This is a genomic window from Streptomyces sp. NPDC006510, assembly GCF_040611955.1.
Classification (GTDB): domain Bacteria; phylum Actinomycetota; class Actinomycetes; order Streptomycetales; family Streptomycetaceae; genus Streptomyces.
This window is the reverse complement of the sequence record NZ_JBEXPH010000155.1, coordinates 1-20,050: the sequence shown is the minus strand read 5'-3', so window position 1 is coordinate 20,050 and position 20,050 is coordinate 1. Positions and strand designations below refer to the sequence as shown.

Annotated in this window: 27 protein-coding genes and 2 pseudogenes; 12 read left to right on the top strand and 17 right to left on the bottom strand. The window is 70.1% G+C overall.

All coding sequences use genetic code 11. The annotated features are described in order from the left end of the window. Window positions 1-316: 316 nt before the first annotated feature. The 3 genes from ABZY11_RS33080 to ABZY11_RS33070 all read left to right on the top strand — a co-directional run bounded on the left by ABZY11_RS33080 (window position 317) and on the right by ABZY11_RS33070 (window position 1,935). The gene (locus ABZY11_RS33080; RefSeq protein WP_356482692.1) at window positions 317-904 is read left to right on the top strand and encodes a hypothetical protein; all 588 of its coding nucleotides are present in this window, start codon (window positions 317-319) and stop codon (window positions 902-904) included. A gap of 378 nt (window positions 905-1,282) precedes the next feature. Beyond that, window positions 1,283-1,654, top strand: coding sequence for a hypothetical protein (locus ABZY11_RS33075; RefSeq protein ID WP_356482691.1), 372 nt, complete (start codon window positions 1,283-1,285; stop codon window positions 1,652-1,654). A gap of 71 nt (window positions 1,655-1,725) precedes the next feature. Next, window positions 1,726-1,935 (top strand): DUF6207 family protein, encoded by a 210-nt coding sequence (locus tag ABZY11_RS33070; protein WP_356482690.1) that lies wholly within the window; start codon window positions 1,726-1,728, stop codon window positions 1,933-1,935. A gap of 415 nt (window positions 1,936-2,350) precedes the next feature. Here ABZY11_RS33070 and ABZY11_RS33065 read toward each other — a convergent pair whose 3' ends face one another. After that, window positions 2,351-2,755 carry a RidA family protein gene (locus ABZY11_RS33065; RefSeq protein WP_356482689.1) on the bottom strand — a complete coding sequence of 135 codons (405 nt, stop codon included), beginning with the start codon at window positions 2,753-2,755 and terminating at the stop codon, window positions 2,351-2,353. 8 nt (window positions 2,756-2,763) lie between these two features. Then, a complete protein-coding gene (locus ABZY11_RS33060; protein WP_356482688.1) occupies window positions 2,764-4,233 on the bottom strand; it encodes an FAD-dependent monooxygenase in 1,470 nt (489 codons plus the stop codon). Between the two features lie 64 nt (window positions 4,234-4,297). On the opposite strand from ABZY11_RS33060, the gene ABZY11_RS33055 reads away from it, so the two are divergent. From ABZY11_RS33055 to ABZY11_RS33040, 4 genes and pseudogenes are all read left to right on the top strand, one after another. Beyond that, a complete protein-coding gene (locus ABZY11_RS33055) occupies window positions 4,298-4,924 on the top strand; it encodes a TetR/AcrR family transcriptional regulator C-terminal domain-containing protein (RefSeq protein WP_356482687.1) in 627 nt (208 codons plus the stop codon). A 181-nt stretch (window positions 4,925-5,105) separates the two neighbouring features. Next, window positions 5,106-5,591, top strand: a pseudogene (locus tag ABZY11_RS33050) (ATP-dependent DNA ligase); the annotation flags it as partial. Window positions 5,592-5,603: 12 nt separating this feature from the next. Then, window positions 5,604-5,990: a hypothetical protein gene (locus ABZY11_RS33045; protein ID WP_356482693.1), complete on the top strand. Its 387-nt coding sequence runs from the start codon at window positions 5,604-5,606 to the stop codon at window positions 5,988-5,990. Between the two features lie 82 nt (window positions 5,991-6,072). After that, on the top strand, window positions 6,073-6,840 hold the full coding sequence (locus ABZY11_RS33040) for a hypothetical protein (RefSeq protein ID WP_356482686.1): 768 nt from the start codon (window positions 6,073-6,075) through the stop codon (window positions 6,838-6,840). Between the two features lie 78 nt (window positions 6,841-6,918). Here ABZY11_RS33040 and ABZY11_RS33035 read toward each other — a convergent pair whose 3' ends face one another. Further along, window positions 6,919-7,236: a hypothetical protein gene (locus ABZY11_RS33035; protein ID WP_356482685.1), complete on the bottom strand. Its 318-nt coding sequence runs from the start codon at window positions 7,234-7,236 to the stop codon at window positions 6,919-6,921. Window positions 7,237-7,458: 222 nt separating this feature from the next. Here ABZY11_RS33035 and ABZY11_RS33030 point away from each other — a divergent pair, with 222 nt between their 5' ends. Further along, entirely contained in the window at window positions 7,459-7,683 is a 225-nt protein-coding gene (locus ABZY11_RS33030) for a hypothetical protein (RefSeq protein WP_356482684.1), read from the top strand. 19 nt (window positions 7,684-7,702) lie between these two features. Here the strand turns inward: ABZY11_RS33030 and ABZY11_RS33025 are convergent. Continuing rightward, window positions 7,703-7,960: pseudogene (locus tag ABZY11_RS33025) on the bottom strand (hypothetical protein); the annotation flags it as partial. Window positions 7,961-8,095: 135 nt separating this feature from the next. Between ABZY11_RS33025 and ABZY11_RS33020 the strand changes: the two are divergent. Continuing rightward, window positions 8,096-8,836 (top strand): class I SAM-dependent methyltransferase, encoded by a 741-nt coding sequence (locus tag ABZY11_RS33020; RefSeq protein WP_356482683.1) that lies wholly within the window; start codon window positions 8,096-8,098, stop codon window positions 8,834-8,836. Between the two features lie 112 nt (window positions 8,837-8,948). On the opposite strand, the gene ABZY11_RS33015 is transcribed toward ABZY11_RS33020, so the two are convergent. From ABZY11_RS33015 to ABZY11_RS32980, 8 genes are all read right to left on the bottom strand, one after another. Beyond that, window positions 8,949-9,245 carry a hypothetical protein gene (locus ABZY11_RS33015; RefSeq protein WP_356482682.1) on the bottom strand — a complete coding sequence of 99 codons (297 nt, stop codon included), beginning with the start codon at window positions 9,243-9,245 and terminating at the stop codon, window positions 8,949-8,951. Between the two features lie 42 nt (window positions 9,246-9,287). Next, window positions 9,288-9,815, bottom strand: coding sequence for a hypothetical protein (locus ABZY11_RS33010; RefSeq protein WP_356482681.1), 528 nt, complete (start codon window positions 9,813-9,815; stop codon window positions 9,288-9,290). Between the two features lie 263 nt (window positions 9,816-10,078). Then, window positions 10,079-10,576 carry a DUF402 domain-containing protein gene (locus ABZY11_RS33005; RefSeq protein WP_356482680.1) on the bottom strand — a complete coding sequence of 166 codons (498 nt, stop codon included), beginning with the start codon at window positions 10,574-10,576 and terminating at the stop codon, window positions 10,079-10,081. 319 nt (window positions 10,577-10,895) lie between these two features. Further along, window positions 10,896-12,356 carry a replication-relaxation family protein gene (locus tag ABZY11_RS33000; RefSeq protein WP_356482679.1) on the bottom strand — a complete coding sequence of 487 codons (1,461 nt, stop codon included), beginning with the start codon at window positions 12,354-12,356 and terminating at the stop codon, window positions 10,896-10,898. 197 nt (window positions 12,357-12,553) lie between these two features. After that, window positions 12,554-12,817 (bottom strand): hypothetical protein, encoded by a 264-nt coding sequence (locus tag ABZY11_RS32995; protein WP_356482678.1) that lies wholly within the window; start codon window positions 12,815-12,817, stop codon window positions 12,554-12,556. Window positions 12,818-13,237: 420 nt separating this feature from the next. Further along, entirely contained in the window at window positions 13,238-13,735 is a 498-nt protein-coding gene (locus ABZY11_RS32990; RefSeq protein ID WP_356482677.1) for a transposase family protein, read from the bottom strand. Then, window positions 13,722-14,060 (bottom strand): hypothetical protein, encoded by a 339-nt coding sequence (locus tag ABZY11_RS32985; RefSeq protein WP_356482676.1) that lies wholly within the window; start codon window positions 14,058-14,060, stop codon window positions 13,722-13,724. The genes ABZY11_RS32990 and ABZY11_RS32985 overlap by 14 nt, the downstream gene beginning before the upstream one ends. Before the next feature lie 72 nt (window positions 14,061-14,132). Next, entirely contained in the window at window positions 14,133-14,576 is a 444-nt protein-coding gene (locus ABZY11_RS32980) for a hypothetical protein (protein WP_356482675.1), read from the bottom strand. 86 nt (window positions 14,577-14,662) lie between these two features. On the opposite strand from ABZY11_RS32980, the gene ABZY11_RS32975 reads away from it, so the two are divergent. Next, on the top strand, window positions 14,663-15,517 hold the full coding sequence (locus ABZY11_RS32975; RefSeq protein ID WP_356482674.1) for a MerR family transcriptional regulator: 855 nt from the start codon (window positions 14,663-14,665) through the stop codon (window positions 15,515-15,517). Window positions 15,518-15,745: 228 nt separating this feature from the next. On the opposite strand, the gene ABZY11_RS32970 is transcribed toward ABZY11_RS32975, so the two are convergent. From ABZY11_RS32970 to ABZY11_RS32955, 4 genes are all read right to left on the bottom strand, one after another. Further along, window positions 15,746-15,943: a hypothetical protein gene (locus tag ABZY11_RS32970; protein WP_356482673.1), complete on the bottom strand. Its 198-nt coding sequence runs from the start codon at window positions 15,941-15,943 to the stop codon at window positions 15,746-15,748. Window positions 15,944-16,118: 175 nt separating this feature from the next. Continuing rightward, window positions 16,119-16,850 carry a hypothetical protein gene (locus ABZY11_RS32965; RefSeq protein WP_356482672.1) on the bottom strand — a complete coding sequence of 244 codons (732 nt, stop codon included), beginning with the start codon at window positions 16,848-16,850 and terminating at the stop codon, window positions 16,119-16,121. Between the two features lie 29 nt (window positions 16,851-16,879). After that, window positions 16,880-17,464 carry a hypothetical protein gene (locus ABZY11_RS32960; protein ID WP_356482671.1) on the bottom strand — a complete coding sequence of 195 codons (585 nt, stop codon included), beginning with the start codon at window positions 17,462-17,464 and terminating at the stop codon, window positions 16,880-16,882. Window positions 17,465-17,569: 105 nt separating this feature from the next. Then, window positions 17,570-18,400: a hypothetical protein gene (locus ABZY11_RS32955; protein ID WP_356482670.1), complete on the bottom strand. Its 831-nt coding sequence runs from the start codon at window positions 18,398-18,400 to the stop codon at window positions 17,570-17,572. Between the two features lie 4 nt (window positions 18,401-18,404). On the opposite strand from ABZY11_RS32955, the gene ABZY11_RS32950 reads away from it, so the two are divergent. Continuing rightward, on the top strand, window positions 18,405-19,061 hold the full coding sequence (locus tag ABZY11_RS32950) for a GNAT family N-acetyltransferase (protein WP_356482669.1): 657 nt from the start codon (window positions 18,405-18,407) through the stop codon (window positions 19,059-19,061). Between the two features lie 2 nt (window positions 19,062-19,063). Here the strand turns inward: ABZY11_RS32950 and ABZY11_RS32945 are convergent, their stop codons facing one another. After that, window positions 19,064-19,624, bottom strand: a complete 561-nt coding sequence (locus ABZY11_RS32945; RefSeq protein ID WP_356482668.1) for a hypothetical protein — start codon at window positions 19,622-19,624, stop codon at window positions 19,064-19,066. Between the two features lie 199 nt (window positions 19,625-19,823). On the opposite strand from ABZY11_RS32945, the gene ABZY11_RS32940 reads away from it, so the two are divergent. Further along, window positions 19,824-20,050 (top strand): transposase (locus ABZY11_RS32940; protein WP_356482667.1); only part of this gene is annotated, 227 nt, incomplete at its 3' end.

Genomic DNA, 20,050 nt, shown 5'->3' with positions numbered 1-20,050 from the left:
GGCGCGGCGGCCGTGCCCGGCGCGCAACGCCGGCGAGGGCGCCCCGATCCCCGGCTGCGTCCGCGCCGCCCATCCCGCCCTCCCTCTCCTCAACTCCAGCCAGGGCATGGGCAAAAGCGGTCGCAACGGGGATGTCAGAGGCCCGACCACGCCCGTACGGTGGGGCTGACCTGCACCGATGCGGCGGCGTCGGTGAGGCTCGCGCAAGAGATGCCGCAGGAGAAGGCGCAAGGGTTGGCGCAGGAGATGTTGCCGCGAGGCGGTCCGTAGGACGGATCGCCGGATGGCCGCACTGGGAGCTCTCTACGCTCCGATCATGAACTGGACGAATGCGCTGGCCGTCTTCGGAGCCGTCACCGGCGCGGCTGGCTTCGGCTGGCAGATATGGAGCCACCGCCTTACTGGTGGCCGCGTCGAAGTCTTATTCACCCGGCTGAAGCACAACGGCCGCTGGTGGGTGCGGACCGACGTGTCGAATGTGGGCCGCCTGGACGTGACGATCGTCGGCTTCTCGATCTGGCGGGACATCCCGGGCCACCGCCTCAAGCGGGCCTTGTGGCGGCTGCGGGCCGTGCGGAGGGTGGGATGGAAGCGGGCCCGGCGCACTGAGCTGATCTTCAACCCCGCTGTCACCTTCCAGGCGCCGGTGCGGTTCGAGAACGACGGCGCGAGCGTTGAGCTGCCCTTTGTGCTGAAGGCCGGTTCCATGCTGTCTCTCCCCCTCATGGGGATGGAAGTGCCCAACCGGATAGGCCGCCAGCTGCGGGTGTCGCTGCATCTGGGGACCGGCCGCATCATCCGGGCCGACGTCCAGGAGGCCGATGCGCTGGAGCCGTTGCGGATCGACCTGGACGAATTCACCGGGCAGTGGTCGCTCCACATTGGGTCGCCCACGGACGACTGACGCAAGCCGTAGCTGCACCGCATCGTCGGTCACACCGCACGTGCCGTCGGCGGCCCGGCGCGGCGGCCCCGCCCGGCGCGCAACATCGGCGAGCGCGCCCCGATCCCCGGCAGTGTCCGCGCCGCCCATCCCGCCCATCCCGCCCCTCCCTCATCCTCAACTCCAGCCAGGGCATGGGCGAAGGGGGTCGCAACGGGGATGTCTGCGGCCCGACCACGCCGTACGCCCGTGGTGACCTGGGCGAACTCCAGGGCGCTGTGAGGGCGCGCGCAACCTCTACCGCAATATCCAGCGCGACACTTGGCGCAACATCCAGCGCAACAGGATGTTGCCGCGAGGCGGGCCGGAGCGCGGTTCGAACAGCAGCACCTTTGGCTCGTGGCCGCCTCGTACGACTTCCCCCAGGACCTGACCGACGCGCAGGACGAACTCCGTCAGGTCCGCGCTGAACTGCAGACCCTCTACCGGCGGGTGCCGTGGTCGGCCGAACCGCTGGACGCGTGGGAGACGCCCGAGAACGCCTGGCGGCCCGCGTCCCGCCCCGCCTCTCCCGGCTGGGACCCCCAGGACACGGCGGAGATCGCCCGGCTACGGGCGCGAGAGCTCGAACTCGCCCAGGCGATCGTCACGCACGCGTACTGGAGCGAATTCGCCGCGGCCGACGTCCTCGCGGCCCGTACCGCGCTCAAGCACCATCACAAGCTGGAGATGGCCGACGCCTCCAGCTGGCCGCCGAACGCTTCCTCGTGAGGCCCCTACCCGGTCGGGTGAAGACGGCGGGATCGGAGAACCTTTACGGGCGCCGGAACGTAGTGCCGTGCATGGGGCCGATCAACGAAGCACATGTGGAACAGCCGGGGCTTGCCGTAGCGGAGATCGCGGCGTGCGACGACCAGACCGCCCTCGCCGTCCAGGAGCTGCTCGCCGCGCAGTGGGCGACCGCAACGGCGGACCGTACGACCCGGGACCCGGGCCAGCCCGGCGTCCGGCTGCGCTGCTACCTGGACGTGCGCCAGGAGCTCACCCCGTAGCACCGGACACGCGTGAGGCCGGCGACGTGCCGTAGCGCGCTGACCTTCCGTGGTCGGGGTCATGGTCGGCAGTGCTCAGCCCGTGGTCGGGGCTGTGGTCGGGTCGCGCCGCTCGGTTTGCGGACGGACCGGCTGGGTGGAAGGCATGGGGCTGTGACGTGGACGCTGCCGGAACCGATGCTCGCTGCCCCCGTGCCCGACCCGGTGCTGCTGCCCGGGTGGGCGGGCGAGCCCAAGTTATGGACAGGGTGTTCATGCTGTCCGTTGTCCACTGTGAACGTGCAGCAAGCAGGGCCCTCCGTCGGAGGGCCCTGCTGCCAGTTTCGACAGCCGCATTCTGGTTCTGTCGTCGCCCTGGCGCGGATGACGACGGTGCTGGCAGAGGTCAGCCTGCGTATGGCAGGCGCCGTCTTGATCAGAGCGCCGTGGATACGGGGGCGGTGGCGGTGATGTCGACTTCGAGGAGGTAGCCGGGGGCGAAGAGGGCTGAAACGGGGATGAGGGTGCTGGCAGGTGCCGCGGCGCCGTCACGGAGGGCGGCCAGGACGGGAGGGAGGATGTCGGGGGTGTAGTCGACGATGTAGATCACCTCCTTGATGATGTCCTCGCGGGTGGCACCTGCGGCGGCGAGGGCGGTGGTGATGTTCCGGGCGATGACAGCGGCCTGAGCCGCGTGGTCTGCGCCTGTGCAGTTGCCCGCTGCGTCCCAGGCGACCTGTCCCGAGAGGTGGATGAGCTGGCGGCCGGTGGTGGTGACGACCTGGCTGATGAGGCCGGGTGCGGCGTACAGGCCGGGCGGATCGATGCGCCGGACACTCATGGCAGGGCTCACTTCCGGTGTGTGACGGCGAGGGCGGCACCGAGGCCGTCCGCGAGGGCGGTGTCGTCGTGACGGGTGTCGGCCCAGGCGATATGGCCGTCGGGACGGATGAGAACGGCTCGGATGCCGGCCCAGTCGGCCGGGGGCAGGTGCAGAGTGCCGGTGTGCACGCGCAGTCCGGCCCGGGCAAGCCGGTCGAGACGGCTGCCTGGGGTGAGGTCCAGCAGGAGGTAACTGTCGGTGCGCAGCAGCGTGAACAGGCTGGTGTCGCCAAGGGTGAGGGCGGGAGCGCGGGTCCCGACCAGTGGGTGCGCATTGGGGTCTGCGGGTGGGTAGGCGACGGCAAGTGAGCTGACCTGGGCGGCCAGTTGGTCGTTGAGGTCGGGCAGCGTGATGATCAGCCGGGCAAGCAGGCTGCGCAGGCTCAGGCCGTCGGGGTTGAAGGCGGTCATCAGGGCGACCTGGGCTCGGCTGGTCTCGGTGAGGTTGACGCCGACGGGGTGGCGTTCGGTGTGGTAGGTGTCCAGCAGCGCGTCGGGGGCCCAGCCGTTGAGGGTGGCGGCGAGCTTCCAGGCCAGGTTGGCTGCGTCCTGGACGCCGACGTTCATACCGACGCCACCGGCTGGGAAATGCTGGTGGGCAGCGTCACCGGCGAGGAAGACGCGGCCCTTGCGGTACTGCGCGGCCAGGCGGGTGGCGTTGCCGTAGCGGGAGAGCCAAACCGGGTCGCGCATGCCGAAGTCGGTGCCGGCCATGGCGATGACGTTCTCGCGTAGTTCGTCCAGGGTGAGGTCGCCGGGCCAGGTGGTGGTCAGGTCGCGGGGGGTGATGCCGACCAAGCGGTGGATGCCGCCGGGCAGGGGCACGGCCATAAGCGTGCCCGCGGGGCCGAAGTAGCTGTATCCGGGGGCCGGTGGCTGGTCGAGACGGACGTCGCCTAGCCATCCGAGCACGGTGGAGGGCGTGCCGGGGTAGTTGATGCCGGCCGCGGATCGGACGGTGCTGCGGGCCCCGTCGCAGCCGACCAAGTACGCAGCCCGAAGGCTGGAGGGCCCTTGGGGACCAGTGAGGCGCACCACGACGTGGTCCGGTCCGTGGGTGAAGCCCGTAACCTCCCGGCCGCGCAGCATGTCCGCGCCCAGGTCGAGGGCCTGCTGCTCCAGCAGTGCCTCGGTGCGCTCCTGGGGCAAGGCGAGGGTGTAGGGGAAGGGGCTGGGCAGGCGCCGGAAGTCCAGCCGGGACTCCAGCACGCCGAAGTGGCCGCCGGGCAGCGGTATGCCTTCGCTGATGAAGGGCTCATGCACGCCGCGGGAGGCGAATGTCTCGATGGTGCGCGGGTGCACGGTCAGTGCGCGGGAACGTATGTCGCGCTCGGTCCGGGTCTCGATGACGGCGACGGTGATGCCGGCGCGGCGCAGCTCGCCAGCCAGCCACAGGCCCACAGGGCCTCCGCCGGCGACGACAACCTGATAGTCCATGATCTTCCCTTCCCTCGATCCTTGGTCGGTGACCAAGAACTGCCCTCTGGAGTAAACTAGGTCAGTGACCAACAGGCAAGCCAGGGAAGACGCCACGGGCCAGCTCACCCGCACGACCGTGATCGACGCCGCGCTCCAGGTACTGCAGGAACGGGGATTGGAAGGGTTGTCGACCCGGGCGGTAGCGGACCACCTCGGGGTCCGGATGAACACCGTGCTGTGGCATGTGAAGACCAAGGCCCGGATGCTGGAGCTGATGGCCGACGCCGTCCTCGCCGGCATCCGCTACGACGACTTGCCCGCGGTACCGCGGCACCGCGTGCGGGAACTGGCCGGCCGCTATCGGCGGGCCCTGCTCGCGCACCGCGACGGTGCCGCCCTGGTGACCGGGACCTACCCCGCTGAGGCCCACACCCTGCGCTTCGCCGACTATCTCGTCGACGCACTTCTCCGGGCGGGAGCGGCCGAGAAGGAGGCGGCGTGGACAGCATGGACGGTCAATTACTTCACGCTCGGCCTGACCCAGGAAGAACAGGCCGCACCCGCACAAGGCGACGAACGTCTCGCCCGAGCCGTGACCGCCGACACGCACCCGGCACTGCACAAGTCCATGACCTACCTGCGGCAAGGGTCCTTCGAAGACCGTTTCGCCTTCGGGCTGGACGCGATCCTGTCCCGCGTGCCCGAGTAACAGCGCCATCGCCCGCTGGGGCGCCGGGCGTTGAGCCGCCGCGGTGGAAGCGGGCTGCACGCTCTGTCCTGCTCGTGCCGTAGCGGATGCGGTAGCAAAGAACTCCCGCCGCCAGCGATCGGCATGACGCCGGACCGTACCCCGCGGACAGGCCAACAGCGCATAACCGAAGTGGGACGGGTTCAGGGCTCTGTTGTCCGTCGACGCGGGCCGGGTGGTGCTGCGCTCGAGGCGAGGCACTGAGATGGCGGCATCGTTTCCGGAGATCGTGGCCGGGGTCGTGCAGCTACCGGACGCGACCGCGTTCGACGGCGAGCTGGTCGTATGGGATGCCGCGGGCCGCCTCGCCTTCGAGCGGCTGCAGAACAGGCTTGCCCGGCGCGGAGCCGGGGCGGCCCGGGCAGCACAGGAGTGGCCGGCCCACTTCGTCGCATTCGATGTCTTGCGGCTGTCCGGGACAGACACGACCGGATGGCCCTACCGGCGGCGCAGAGCCGCCCTCGAGTCCGTGTTCGCGGCCCGCAGGCTCATCGCGCCGTGGGTGTTGTGTCCGTCGACCACCGACCCGGACACCGTGCGCGAGTGGCTGACGTGGACCTCGGTCGGGATCGAGGGCGTGCTCTTCAAGCGGCTGGGCGATGCCTACCGGCCTTCAGGCAGAGGCTGGCAGAAATACAAGGTGCACGAGACCACGGAGGCGATCGTCGGTGCTGTCACCGGCTCCCTGACCGCTCCCCGCGGTCTGCTGCTCGGCAGGTACGACGACGGGCGCCTGAAGTACACCGGCCGCACCACCACCCTCACCCGGACGGCCAGCACTACGGTCGCCGGACAGCTTGCTTCGGCGCAGCACGGTCATCCATGGACGGGATGGTCGTTCTCCGCCGGGTGGGGCAGCCGCGAGACACTGAACGTCACGCTGGTGGAACCTGAGCTGGTGGTGGAAGTCGGCGTCGACGTCGCCCGCGACGCTGCTGGCCGGTGGCGCCACCCCACGCGCCTGCACCGCACCCGCCCCGACCTCTCCCCCGCCGACGTCCCCCGCTGGACGTCACCGCCGCACTGACTGGCCGCGACAGCACAAGCGGCCGGTCCACTCCGGGGAGCCGCCGATTCACGGCCATACGGGTAGGGCCAGAATCTCCGCCATGTCAGAAACCTTCTGGGTCGCCCTCGGCTCAATCGGCACCACCCTGGCCTTCGGTGGCGTCGTGTGGCAGGGGTACCTCACACGCGGAGCGCTGAGGGTCAGCCAGCTCATGACCGCCGACGCCATCCGCAGCCGGCTCGACTCCCAGGCGCCGGGAGTCACCCTCAAGCTCAATCCCCCGCCGTGGGATCCGCTGGCCGCGACGAATACGGGGATGCCGTGCAACCCCTGGCCCAACGGGCACACTTGGCACTTCCCCGCAGAGCAGGACGGCGCCAACCGTCTCGTGCTGCAGCAGGTCCTGGTCCTGGAGAACCTCAGCGACCGGCGCGTGCAGGCACGGTTCGACGGCGACCTGGTCGTGGCAGATGAGGACAGGCGGCCCACTGCCGCCGGCGTCGTCCTCCTGGAACCCGGCGAGACAAGCCGGGACGTCTATCTGCAACGCGAATTCACCATCAAGGAACTCTCGGAGAACTTCACGGCGAAGCAGGCCGGGCAGGAACTCCCGCACAAGGTGCTCGGCACAGTGACGGCGCAGGACGACCGTGACAACGGGAGCACGGACCGCTGGGACCTGGTGCTGACCGGCTGCCCGGTCGAACCTGTCCCCGACCGCGACGGTCTGTGGAGGATCGCGCCGTGGCATCTGACCGAGGGATCGGGGCTGCGCACCCTGGACTACAGCCTGCTGCCGCCGCGGCAGCGCATCCACTGGGTTTCCCGCGCCAGGGGGGTCCAGCTCCCCTCTCCAGACGGCGCGTAGCGTCGTAACACCCGCTGACCAGCCGTGGTCGGAGTCATGGAAGGGGGCGGCGGCAGCGTGGTCGGCGCCGTGGCCGGTCTACTTGGTGGTGTGGTCGGGGTCGGGAAGTTCCGACGGGAAGTGCCGCTCCAGGATCTCCACCCATTGGTGCAGGCCGACGAAGCCGGTGGTGCCGGCCTGCGCCTGGACCAGCTCGGACAGAGCCTCGATGAACGGCTGCGCAGGGGTGCCTGGTTCGATCGTGGCGGCGGTCCGTCGTAGACGTTCGTGCGCGGCCGGGAAGACTTCCTTGGCCCACGTGTCCTGTTCCTTGATGCGCCGGGAGCCTGCCTCCCAGCCGATCTGCATGATGGTCCACTGCGGGCAGTCGGGCGTGTGCCACATCTGGATCGGCATTCCCACCCCGACGCAGGCGTTCTCAGGACTGGGTCCCGCCTTGCAGTCCGGACACACATCGCCTTCCGTCTCTGCGAATCCCTCCACCAGATGCTCCCTTCCCCTGGAAAGCCACGAGCGTGCCACGGGAGATCACCAGCTGACCAGAGCTTCGCCGTACGGCGTCCAGCTTGGTGACCTCGCGGTATGGCCATCGGTGGGGCGGTCGTCCAGGGTGGGGCGATGAGCGAGCTGCGACCCGGTGACATCACTGACGAAATGCGCAAGGCCATGGCCACGGCCCGGCGGCAGGGACTGCAAAAGGACCTGCGTACCCTCGCCGCCAACATCCGGGCCGACGCCGAAGGCCGCTACGCCGACGCGGACCCGGGTTGGCAGGCCGGAGTCGAGTGGACGCTGCTGTGGATCGAGAACACCGCCGCCCAGCTGACCGAGGGCAAGCCGTAGGCGAGAGCACCGGCGGGCGTCAGGGCGTGTCGCCGGAGTAGTAGAAGCGGCAGCTCACTCCCGGGCCGGGCGTGCGGGGCTCGCCGGGGCGCGGGTCGTACAGGGCGCGGCCGCCGGGCCACCGGGAGAGCTCGGTGGTGAGAGCGACGCCGTCGTCGACTTCCTCGGTCCGCCACCCGTGGATGCCCAGCAGCAGGCCGTCCAGTGGCCCGCCGACCAGTTCGGCGTAGGTCCGGTGTGGGAGCGGGCCGGGGTTGGGGGCGTCGTGCTCCGCGCCTTCTCTGAACTACAAGCACGCGACTTAGGGCTCGCCCGGCGGATCACGGGCCGAGCCAGGGCCGGACCGATGCGAGGGCCAGCCAGTGCCCTAATCGTGTTGACCGCCCTCGGCAGGCAGTGCTGGAGTCGGCACGTGGACAGCATCCCCGCCAACCGGCGGCTCTGGAACAAGATCAGCAGCGCCTACCAGCACGAGCACGACCCGCAAATCGGCGCCACACCCCGGCTGTGGGGCATGTACTCCATCCCCGACGCGCACCTGGACGCCCTGGGCGACGTCACCGGCAAGCGCGTCCTCGAACTCGGCTGCGGCGCCGGCCAGTGGTCCAGGGCACTCGCCGCCGAAGGCGCCACCGTGGTCGGGCTCGACCTGTCCGAAGCCCAACTCGCCGCAGCGGCCCGCGCGATGGGAGCGGCCCGCTACCCGCTAGTGCAAGGCGCCGCCGAACAACTCCCCTTCGCCGCCGACAGCTTCGACCTGGTGTTCTGCGACTTCGGTGGGCTCAGCTGGGCGCCCCCGCACCTGGCCGTCCCGCAGGCCGCACGCGTCTTGGGCCGAGGCGGGCGCCTGGTGTTCAACGTCGCCAGCCCATGGTTCGAAGCCTGCTACGACGAAGCCGCCAGCCGCGTGACCACGACGCTGCAGCAGGACTACTTCGGGCTGAACACCATCGCCGAAGACGACGGCGCGACCAGCTATCAGCTCACCTACGGCGACTGGGTCAAGGTTCTGCGCGGCGCGGGTCTCATCATCGACGACCTCATCGAGCCGCGGCCCGAACTCGGAACACCCAACGGCTACAACGAAACCGACCCACCCGACTGGGCACACCGCTGGCCGGCGGAACTGCTCTGGGTAACCCACAAACCGTAAGTTCCGCCGCGCCGAGCTCTGTCCACAGGGCCGGACTTGCACCGTAGGGCGATCGGCCGGGCGCACCAGGCATCCGGCCAGCGAACAGCAAGGAGCCGTCATGGAGACGACGTCACCCAGGGTGCCCCAGCTCGCCCCGGAGCAGATCCTGCGGGCCGCCGACTACGTGGAGCTGGTCTGGCAGGAGCAGGGCAGCGAGGAGGAGAAGGCCGCGCTGGCGGAGTTCCACGCCGACGGCCCCGAGCTGGCGCGGCTGATCGGTGAGTTCGGTGCGCTGCTGCTGGCCGACTACCTCACCGTCGTGCCCGAGGAGCACGCCGACTGCGAGTCCGCGTACGTCCTCGGGCAGCTGGTGACGGTGGCGAGCCGGTACCTCAAGCGGTGGTGCCTCGCGGGCGGCGGCGCTCACACCGCCTGGGTGAAGGCCGGGCCCGTGGCGTGTGCGGTACGGCTATCGGGTCTGGAGGGCGCCGCGGTCGATGAGGCCCTGGATGTAGGGCGGCCAGTCCCGCTCCAGGCTCGTGGTGAGGGCGGCGTGGACGTCGGCACGTACCTGCGGGGTGACATGTTCGACGTCGCCGCCCGGGTAGTACAGGCGCACCCCGTCGCGGCTGGCGTCGCACAGGATGGCGTGGGCCTTCTGCACGAGCGTCATGTAGAGCTGCGGGACCGGTGCCTTGACGAGTTCATCGATGACGGCTTCGTAGTCGGCTCCGAAGTCCGCCCAGTCCTTGCCCTGCTTGTCGAGCCAGAGGGTGACGTCGGAGAAGAAGACGGCCTTGCCGGGCCCGTCCTTCGGGTCGCGGGCCAGGCCGGTCGCGAGATCGAGCGCGATGCCGGCGCTCTTGCTGACGAGGTCGCGGGGGATCATCGTCGGGGCGATGGCCACCGCGCACTCGCCCCAGCCGTCTCGGGTCTGCTCCGGCCAGGGCAGTCCCAGTACGAGCCATCCGTCCGGTGCCAGCAGCTTGTTGCTCACCGTGTACTTCCCCCTCGGTCGTAACGTCCGTGTCGTGTCGATCCTTTCGCCCGGCGGTGACGGTGGGCAAGGCGCTCTCTGGCCGCCCCGGTCTGGGACATGGCCTCTTCCCTTCGGCTACGCGTAGGTAAGAGGTGTCGTTTTCCGGGGAGGGCTTGCCCACGGTGGCTGACCTGGGCAGATGATCGGCTGCCGGTTTCGGGGGTTCACACCTTCGGTCACACCTCCGGTCCCCCGCTGAAAGCAACCGTCCAGGCAACCGTTCAGCCCCCTTCCGGTGCAACCCTCCCGGCCGCCGCCGCGAGGCCGGGAAGACACGGCGCGGGCCAGGCCGGCTCCCACCTCCAGAGCGCCCACCGCTCGGCGTTGGCGAACACGCCGGAGCGCTCGGCGAGCATCGCAAGGACCTGGGCGCGGGCGGCGTCCACGGCCTGGTGCTCGTTGTCGGAGACGATGCCGAGGCGCCGCACGTGCGCGTACTCGTCTTCGTCCTTCCACTGCCACCGCGTGAGGTCGGGCTCGATGAGCAGGTCCACGGTGAGGTCGAAGGTGTCGAACCCTGCCGTCGTACGCCGCGTGGGGTGCTCGAAGTTGACGTACCAGTTCCGCAGCCGGCGCCCGTCCCCGTCCGGGACGAAGAAGGCGTTGATGCTGAACCAGGCCGCCGGCGGCTTCCACAGCAGGAGGTCGGTCTCCTGCCACACGGCGTCCTCGAGGTCCCACCGGCCGGACGCCATCTCGTCGAACGCCTCTGTACGCACCTAGCGGTCCCCCCTCGGTGCGGGCCTTCGCGTACAGGGCGGGCCAGCGGGCCTGCGCCCCGGGCGCGCAGGCGGTCACCAGCGCCTCGCCGGTGTCGGTGAGGACCCGCAGCGCCTGTTCGCTCCACACCCGGCCGGAGCGGTGGACATCGCGTCGCACGACCGTCTGGCCCGTCTCGAAACTGCGCACCGGATCCTCCTTGGCGTCCCCGGCCGGGATGTCCCGGCCCGGCTTGCCCACCTCAGCGCGCCCCGGCCGGGGTGGGCAAGCCGCCGTCCGAGGGTGGCTTGCCCAGGGTCCCCTTGGGCTTGCCCGCTGCTACCGGCGGCGGAACAGGCCGCGGTTCTTCTTCGCCTCCGCTTCGGCCGCCTCCCGCGCCGCGGCTTCCTCCGCCTCGCGCTGCGCGACGCGTTCGGCTTTGATCCGGGCGAAGTGCTCCGTCTTGCACGGCCCGCACAGGCCGTCCGTCTCGCTCCGCCAGGAGGACTGCCGGGTCGACTGCCAGCGTTCGTCGGTGAACTTCGTGCCGCAGCTGGTGCACACCGGCCGCTTCGCCTCACGTGCCGCGGCTTCGCGTTCCGCCTGGCGCCTGCGGGACTGCTCCACCTCCACCGCGTACTGCCGCTCGCCGTCCGGGTTGTCCAGCGCCTGGTTCAGCGTCTGCCACTCCTCGCGGCCCAGCCGCCGCCACACCTTCCCGGCCGCGCCCTCGGGGTCGGCGGTGATCCGCTCCAGCTCGGTGACGACCACGGGCACCGCCTGGTGGTAGTCGACGGCCGTGAACTGAGCGCCCGGGTACGCGGTGCCGGCGAAGTAGCGGCGGGCGGTCTCTTCCAGGCGGCGCATCCGGCTCGCGCGCTGCGCCTTCGTCTTGCCCGTGAACACGAACGCCACCGGCACGTAGCCCTCGCGGCCGGTCGCCGGATAGATCCGCGACCACAGCCGGAAGTCGTGCACCGCCGCGCCCCGGGCCGCCTTCGCCTTGATCGCGTCGGCCTTCGGCGCCAGGAGCTCGAACCACTCGGTGTACCGGCGCAGCTTGGCCACCAGGTCGTCGACGGGCTCGTTGACGCGGTCGACCTCCAGGAGCATCGCGGGCACTCCGGCGTCCGGGGCGCGCATCGTCAGGTCGGCGTACTGGGTGTACCCGTACGGGAGCTTGTGGCCGATCTCGGTCTGCCAGGACAGCGGGGTGCCGTACCCGGCCCCGGTGAGGACCGAGGCGGTCATCGTCACGGCGGCCGCGTGTTCGTCGTAGCCGTCACCGCCGACCGGCTCACCGTCGTCGTCGTACTCGAGCTTGCGCAGCACGGACATCCGCACGCTCTTCGGGAGCAGCTGCTTGGCTTCCTTGTGTCCTCGCTCGGTGAGCACCCACAGCTGGTGTCCCGACTCCAGTCGCGTCTCCACCCGGGCCATGCCCTGCTCCTTCAGCGCGTTCAGGGTGTCCCTCGTGCACCGGTCGTGCCGGTCTCCGGGGCGGAGCATCCGCCACAGGTGTTCGGCGGTAGCCCTCTGGAAGATCCCCAGCGCCTTCAGCACTTCCTTCTTCCTGGTGTGGGTCGGCTTCCATGTCTTCTTGGACTTAGAAGGGTTGTCGAACGTGTCGGGGACCCTTGACTTCCGGGTCTGACCTGCGCCAACGCGCTTCGCGGGCGAAGGGGGCGTGGAGGGGGCAATGGAGGGGGCCTGCGGGACCTGGTCGACGTCGTCCCCGGAGGTCGGTCCAGGGATTTCGCGCGGCTCGTGGGCGGGGTCGGGCGTGAAGTCGGCGGGCACGGTGTCCTCGGTTTCCCCCGGCCTGCGGGCCGGGTCGGCAGTCGTCCGGCCCGCACGCCGATGCGCGCACGAGCCGGAGCCACCGTCGGAAAGACCCCCTTGTCCGCTGTCTGGCGATCAACGGCGGCGGGTGTCCGATTCCTCCTTGACCATCCCCTTGACGGGTGGGTTTGTCCGTGGCCGACGCCACACGGAGTTCAGCGGGCGGGCCGGGTGCTGGACGGCGAGGCTCCACGCCGCCAGTCCGAGGGCTTCTGGCCGCGGAACGTCTCGCCGCTCTCGATCCGGGCCTTGTTCCGGGCGAACTCGCGCTCGGCTGCCGACATCTGCCGGGGCGCGCAGCCGGGATGTCCCCAGCCGTCGGTCACCTTCGTGATGACCTCGCCCTTGGCGTAGTCCTTGAAGCAGGCCGGGCAGGTACCCGGGTACGCGGCCCGCACCGAGCCGCGCGGCAGCGGCACTGCCTTCTTCGCCGCCGTCTTCTCGCGGCCGGCTTCCCGCCGCCCGTCTTCTTCTTGGCCGCCTGCGCCCGCTTGATCGCCTCACGCTGCGCCTTGCCGGGCCGCTTCTTCGGCTGCTGCCCGCGTGCCGCCTGCGCGGCCTTCTGTCCCGGGGTCTGTCCCGCGCGCGGATCGTAGAGGCCGAAGCCTGGCGGGCGACGCGCGCCACGCGCACCGAATGTCCGGGGCGGCGGCGCGCGGGTGCGGACCAGCGCGCGCACGGTGCGGTGAGTTGCGCACGATGTAACGCACTCCCCCACCCGGTGGAGCGCACTGAGTGAGCCTCCGCCAACTTGAAGTCGCAGGTCAAGGGGCTGGTGTGACTGGTCCCCGGGGTACTCGTGCTGGTCGTGGGCGGGAGTCTGCGGAGAAGATCATCCGTCAGCGGTTGATTTCGAGGTTCGTTAGGACGAGCAGGGCTCGCAGGAGGCGGGTGGCGCGGGCGGGGTCGGTGCGGAGCTTGGTCAGGAGCCGCCAGTTCTTGAGGTGAGCGAAGCCGTGCTCGACCGGTGCACGTCCGACGGCGAGGACGCGGTTGGCCTCCTTCTCGCCTCGAGTGAGCTTGTGGGTACGAGTGGCGATGTAGCCGGTGACGATCACGGGGTCGAGGATGTCGTTGTCCAAGCCGCGAAAGCCGAGGTCGGCCAGAGCGCCGAGGCCGGCTGCGCGCAGGTGGGCCAGGATGTGGTCGTGGCGGGCGGCGGTGTTGTCGTGGGTGCGGCCGGGCCGGGCGGCGGATACCCAGATCAGGCGGCCCTTCTCGTCGGTCAGGGCGAGGAAGTGCAGGCCATGGCTGCGGTGCTTTCCGGAGTAGTTCCGTCGGTCGGCCTTGCCGGTGCGGCGCTGGGTGCGGATGAGAGTGCTGTCAATCAGGACCACCTCCCCGCCCTGCCTGGCGACCTTTCGCAGGGCGCGGTGCCTGGGCGGCGAGCAGCCCGATCAGCTCGTCCCGCCAGCGGCGGACGGTGGACTCGGAGACGTTATTGCCGCCGGCCATGTCGGCCAGGCGCTGGTCGTGACGCAGCACGGCCAGGACGATCACCGCAATCTTCCCAGGCGGTTGGATGCGCCACCTGGACCGAATCGCCTTCAGGTGGCGCCGTAGCAGATCGGCGAGGTGGTTGACGGTGCGCGTGGACAGCGACAGACGGCACTGGTAGACCAGCGAACAGGTGTCCTCGGCGCGCTCTTTGGTATTCGTCACACAAATCCAACGGCCGCCGGGGGCACCCCGGTTACGCCCATGCCGAGCCGCTCCGAGTGGCGGTGTTGCTGGTCACAGGCGGGTAGTGAACCGGCCGTCGGGCAGTTTTCGCAGCCAGCCGCGAGCGACGAGCCTCACCAGCTTGCTGCGTAGCGGTTCCAGCTTGGCCTTCACACTGATGTCCACCCCCACCACCTCGCCGACCTCACGGGCCATGACCGGTCCGGCGGCCTGCCGCACGGCGGCGATGATGCGCTGGTGGTCCCACGGGAGCGAGTCTTCCTCTACGCCCCGCTCGCGGTGCGGGATCAGCATCACCGCCCGGCAACCAACGTGCCCGGGTGTCGGCCCGGCGGAGGCGCGTTCCTCGGCGAGCTGCCCGGTCATCCGTTCAAGGACGCGTTCGGCGACGGCGAGTTCATCTCGCTCGGCCCGTACTTCCGCCAGCTGTTCCTCGAGTTCGTCCAGTTCCGCGCGCTGCGCGATGATCCGTTCCAGCAGTTCGGGATCCAGCATGGACAGGATCGTAGAAGCTGTCCGGCGAGCGCGAACAGGAACCAGCGACTTGTCCCTCCCCCAAGGGCAGAGGGCACAGTGATCCCGTGCAAGAGGAATTGATCACCATCGGCGAGCTCGCCACCAGGACCAGGCTCAGCCTCAAGGCCCTGCGGCTCTACGGGGACCGAGGGCTGCTGCCGCCGGCCCGAGTCGATCCGCGGACCGGCTTCCGCCGCTACGGTCTCGCCCAGGTTGAACGGGCCCGCCGCATCGCGCTGCTGCGTGCCACCGGCATGTCGCTGGCGCGGATCGCGGAGGTACTCGATTCGAGCGGTGAGAAGCCGGTGCGGCTACTCACCTCGTACTGGCGAGAACAGGAGTCTGTGCACGTGGCTCGCCGGGCCGCAGTGGGCTATGCCCGAGAGGTTCTGACCGGAAGAAGCCTGACCATGTACGAGATCTCCGAGCGCGACGTGCCAGAGCAGAAAGTCCTGTTCGTCCAGCGCCACGTGACCTCCACAGACCTGCCCGGCTTCCTCGCGGACTCGAGCGAGCTGCTCTTCTCCCACCTGCGGCAGGCGGGAGCGGGCTTGTCCGGACCGCTCTTCGCCGTCTACCACGGCCTGGTGAGCGAGGACTCCGACGGCCCGGTCGAGATCTGCGCTCCAACCCAGAGCGCAGATGTCGAACCGGCCGGCCGGATCGGGGTACGCATCGAGCCCGCGCACCGCGAGGCGTACACCGCCTTGACGAAGCGACACGAGGGCTACTCGGCGATGGCTGCCGCCCATGACGCCGTCGGCGTATGGCTCGCTGAGCACGGATACGCCGTCAGCGCCTCCAATCGGGAGGTGTACTACCCGAACTGGGCGACCGCCGAGCCGGGCGAGCACGTGGCCGACGTCGCAATCCCCTTCCGCCCCGGCTCGATTTCCGACCTCGAAAAAGTCAATCGATGACAGACGATCTACTCCGCAGACTGCCACCACTGACCTGCGTGAGCACCTCGGAAGACCGTCACACCAGCCCCTTGACCTGCGACTTCAAGTTGGCGGAGGCTCACTCCCCCACCGGATGGAGCGCACCGAGTGAAGTCCACCCGATGCGCTCCACTCTCCGAGTGGACTCCACTCCCACCCGGCCAGCGGTCCACTCACAGGCCGCGCGGTGAAGTCCACCGTGGCCGCTCATCCCCGACGGCGGCCTCGGGCGGTGCGCCACGGGTTCGGCCGGCCACCGGGGTATTGCCGGGAGCGGGAGCGGCGCCGGACGGGCGGCGGCTTCGGCAGCGGGTACAGCGCCGCGCGCAGCCGGGCCGCGTCGGCGAGCTGCTCCAGGCGCTCGCGCTGCTCCGGCGAGAGGGGCGGCGGAGTCGGGTGGACCATCGGGGCCTCCATGCTTCGGTGGGCTCGCTCCCTGCACCCTCGCTGTCTCCGTCGCCCACCGGAACGCTCGCGCGGTCCGCGTCCCGACAGGTGCCCCGGCGGCTTCGACCGTTGTTCCGTGACGTGAGACGGGCACCGGCTCCGAGACCCTCGAGGGCGCGGCCAGCGGTCGCGGTCAGCTCGCCATCATGGCTTGGAGGTCGTTCAGCGACAGCTCGTTCGTGCCGCGTTCCGCCGCCTTGCTCTGCGTCCAGGCGACGATCGCCGGGTGCGCCTCCTCGTACGGGGTGCCGGCGGGCGTGGTTCCTCCGTCGTTGCGGGCGATCTGGGTGAGGTAGGCGGCCAGGGCGTGCGGGCCGCCGCCGCTGTAGCCGATGTTGTAACCGACGCCGTGCTTCTGCGGCAGGATCGACAGGAGCCCCTTGTCGGTCCGGGCCCAGAACAGGCCGCGGCCGGTGTGGAAGCTGCTGAAGATGTCGTCAGGGCGCAGTTCGAGCGGGGCGTACGTCGTGTAGCTCCACTGGTCCGTGCCTCCCTCGCCTCGGAGCTTGCGGTGCTCACCCACGACGGGCAGCCCGAACTCGGGGTCGTAGAAGGTCCGGCGACAGTGACAACCCGTTCCGGCGAAGGCCGCCGGGCTGCTCTTGTCCTCCTCCACACACGGGTGGAACAGGGATGGGATCTCCGTGGGCGTCACCAGCGTGCAGTGCGTCGCGTTCGGCTCGCAGCGCTCCAGCCTGCTCAGCCACTCCCGGAAGTGCGGTGTCAACGTCTGCTGCGCCTCGATGTCCAGCTCGGCGTTCAGCGACGACGCGACGACACCAAGGCGCGGCTCGGTGTAGAGGACAAAGTGCAGGTATCCGGTCGTCGGGTCGGACAGGTTCAGGTCGTGGGCCTCGAAGGTCAACGTGGCACTCCAATGCGGGCTGCGATGAGTCAGGAGAGGCGGTGTTCGGGGCGCAGGACCAGGCCGCGGTCGAAGAACTGATCGGTGTCGTCCGGCCCGAGCCCGAGGGCGCGGGCGACGGCGGTGCCTTCGTCGTCGCGGACGAAGGCGAGGAGGATCTTGCGGCTGGCGGGGTCGGCCATGGTCCGGCGGGCGGCTTCGACGGTGTGGGCGACGCAGCCGGTGGTGCCGTCTTCGACGATGTCCCGGCGTGTGGTGTCGTCCCAGACGTTGAGCTGGAGGTTGGCGCCCTCGGTGGAGCAGTCCTCCTTGGAGTCCGCGCCCAGGACGCACCGCCCGAGCATCGCGGCGTGGGCGTGGCGCTGGAGATAGACGGCTGTGGCCAGGAGCCGGTCCACTTCCTTCTCCGTGTTCTCGCGGGCCTTCTCGGGGCTGACGAGCGAGGTCTTCGGGTCGTGGGGCTGAACCCGGATCTTCAGCGCGGACAGGCTGCGGGCGAGGTCGTCGGCGACGCTGAGCAGGCCCACCAGGTTCACGTCTCCGCGCTGGCGGGGCGGGGGCAGTTCGTCGGGGTAGCTCTCCAGCGGTTCCAGCGGTTCGTGCAGGTTGGTCAAGGTTCCTCCCGTGCCGGTGCCAACGCCCCCGATTCTCAGTCCGGCCCGCCGGGCCTCGCGGGTGAAGTCGCCAATCGGCCAGCCGCTGGCCGATTGGCATCCCCATCAGCGGTCCCGGCCCGCTCCCCTGCCCTGCTCGGGCTGCGCTGTGTGGTGCTGCTGCTGGCGGGCGGGGTCGTCCGCATCCTTGGCCGGCTGCTTCGGCTGCGGTCCGTCCGCGACGATGCGGCTGCGGGCTTCGGCGGCCTGGGTGAAGGCGGCCAGCCGGGCGAGGTTCTTCGGTGTGTGCAGCCACGTCGCGGGATCGGTCGTACGGCCCTCCAGGTATTCCTCGGGCATCGCAGCCTGCTGATGGGCCTGGATGGCTGCGGCCCGCTGCGCCGGGGTGAGGACGGCGTCCCGGTCCGAGTGGTCGACGGCGTGCGGCGCCGCCTGGTCGTGGTTCTGGTCGTCAGCGCGCGCGGCGGCCGATGCGGTCGCGGCCGGCGCTTCGTCCCGCACGGAGGAAAGGATCCGGGCGTCGCGGATCGCGTTCTGCAGGGCGAGGCTGGCGACCCGGGCGCGCTCGTACCGGCTCGACTCCCGCGGCGGCTTGCCGCCGGTGCCGACGATCCACCACCGGTGCGGCCAGGCGAAGTCCGCGGTGTAGGTGAGCTGGTCCGGGGCCGGGGCCGGGCGGCCCTTCTGCGGCACGGTGAGCTGACGGGCGTGCCGGGACAGGGCCGCGTCGGCGCCGGGCGGACCTCGATGCCCTCGGCATGCGCTGGTAGGCCGGAGGCGGTTCACGAGCGGGCGGAAGGGGGCGCTGCGGATTTGGTTGTCTGCGCAGGCAGCCGGACAGCAGCGCTTACGGACGGTGCCGTGCAGGGCGCGGCGGTCGCCGGACATCGCGTAGCGGCGGGCCGCGAGGCCGTGGATGCAGCCGGGAGACATCATCCCGGTGAGCGTCCCGGCGCTGCCGGATGGCATTGTGATCCGGGACGCGACCGGCGCCGACGCGGCCCCGCTGGAGCCGGTGATCCGGCTGGCCGACCCGGACAACCCCGACGGCTCCTGGCGGGTGCTTCCCATGGTGATCGACCAGAGCCTCGGCCCGGAGAAGCCCTCGTACGTTCGGGTGGTGGAGGAGACGTCGTCCGCCGCACTGGTCGGTGGCATGACGGCGCTCCCGGCAACGTGGGCCTTCACCCACCCCATGCTCATCGGATCGTCCAACGCGCACATCATCGCCGGTCTGGTCGCCTGTCTGGACTCCCTCGCGGTGGTCGACCAGTGGCGCGGCAAGGGCGTCGCGCGCGCCCTGGTCGCCGAAGCGGAGAAGGCGGCGGGCTCGAAACCGGCCGGGAAGCTGGGTGCGGCCGTCCTGTACGTCACGCATGAGCCGGAGCTGGCGGATTTCTACGCCGGGCTCGGCTTCACTCTCTCCCCCGACGGGATCGGCATTCCCACGCCGGCGGGGTTGATCTGCCACGGCCCGATCAAGGGCTTTCGCTTCTCGGCGAAGGCGCTGCGCACCGGTGTCCAGCTGGAGCCCATGCCCACCCCGTACGGGCGGCAGCTGGTCATCCGCGGGGTCCTGCCGGTCCCTGTGCGCTGACTTCAGCGGCGGGTGACGGTGTAGCCCGCGTCGTTGACGGCGCGGGTCCATACGTCGCGGTCGAACCACTTGCTGATGTGCGGCTGCATCTCTGTGATCGTGCGCATCCGGGCCTCCCAGTCGTGCCCGGCCGGGCCACGGCTGCCGTCGCATCCGGCGCAGCCGTCCTCGCCATGGATGTGGCCGGCCATCCACGCGTTGACCGCCACGTTGATGACGACGGCGTACAGGTCGCCGCCGGTCTGTGCCAGGGAGTCGGGGACACCGGCGAGGACCAGTGCGAGTTCGGGGTTGTCGATCGGCGGCATCGGGGCCTGGCCCACGCCCTTCTCGCTGCTGCTTTCCTCGTAGGAGTCCAGGCTGTGCGCGAGGCGATCGGCTGTGGTCTTGGCATCGAAGTACCGCCAGGCGGAGCGCACCTGGATACCGAGCCGTTCGGCCACGGTGTTGATGTTCTTCTCGATGGTGTCTTCAACGGTTGACGGAGCGAGCGTCACCCCTCGGTGAGCCAGCTCCGCGAGCGTCTGGGCAACGGCTTCTTTGAACGCCTTCGTGTTCCGCACCACTGCATCGTAGGCGTGCTGGACCAGCCGCTGAGCGGTTTCAACCGCATTCGACCGTCAACGACGCACAGTTTGGAAGGTGTTGTCAGTGGCGGCTGCGACCATGCCCATCAGCCGGGAGTACGCACGCTCTGAACCTTCCCCTTGATCGTGGACACCTGGAGACTGGGACATGAGGTTCCAGAGGAAGTAGCACCAGGTGGGAAGCAAGTACACGAAGCGGTACACCGCGGAGTTCAAACGGGACGCGATCGCGCTGGTCGACTCCACGGGTAAGACGGTCAGCGCCGTTGCCCGGGAGCTCGGCATCAGCCCGGAGTCCCTGCGCGGTTGGTACCGCCAGGCCAAGGCGGACCGGGGCGAGGGAGCCCCGGGTGAGCTCACCACCGCCGAGCGCGAGGAGCTCAAGCGGCTGCGCAGGCAGAA

Excerpts from the sequence above, each read along its gene's own strand:
- ABZY11_RS33080 (WP_356482692.1), top strand. The coding sequence starts at position 317 with ATGAACTGGACGAATGCGCTGGCCGTCTTCGGAGCCGTCACCGGCGCG.
- ABZY11_RS33070 (WP_356482690.1), top strand. The coding sequence starts at position 1,726 with ATGGGGCCGATCAACGAAGCACATGTGGAACAGCCGGGGCTTGCCGTA.
- ABZY11_RS33065 (WP_356482689.1), bottom strand. The coding sequence starts at position 2,755 with ATGAGTGTCCGGCGCATCGATCCGCCCGGCCTGTACGCCGCACCCGGC.
- ABZY11_RS33060 (WP_356482688.1), bottom strand. The coding sequence starts at position 4,233 with ATGGACTATCAGGTTGTCGTCGCCGGCGGAGGCCCTGTGGGCCTGTGG.
- ABZY11_RS33040 (WP_356482686.1), top strand. The coding sequence starts at position 6,073 with ATGTCAGAAACCTTCTGGGTCGCCCTCGGCTCAATCGGCACCACCCTG.
- ABZY11_RS33035 (WP_356482685.1), bottom strand. The coding sequence starts at position 7,236 with ATGCCGATCCAGATGTGGCACACGCCCGACTGCCCGCAGTGGACCATC.
- ABZY11_RS33030 (WP_356482684.1), top strand. The coding sequence starts at position 7,459 with ATGAGCGAGCTGCGACCCGGTGACATCACTGACGAAATGCGCAAGGCC.
- ABZY11_RS32980 (WP_356482675.1), bottom strand. The coding sequence starts at position 14,576 with ATGCTGGATCCCGAACTGCTGGAACGGATCATCGCGCAGCGCGCGGAA.
- ABZY11_RS32970 (WP_356482673.1), bottom strand. The coding sequence starts at position 15,943 with ATGGTCCACCCGACTCCGCCGCCCCTCTCGCCGGAGCAGCGCGAGCGC.
- ABZY11_RS32955 (WP_356482670.1), bottom strand. The coding sequence starts at position 18,400 with ATGATGTCTCCCGGCTGCATCCACGGCCTCGCGGCCCGCCGCTACGCG.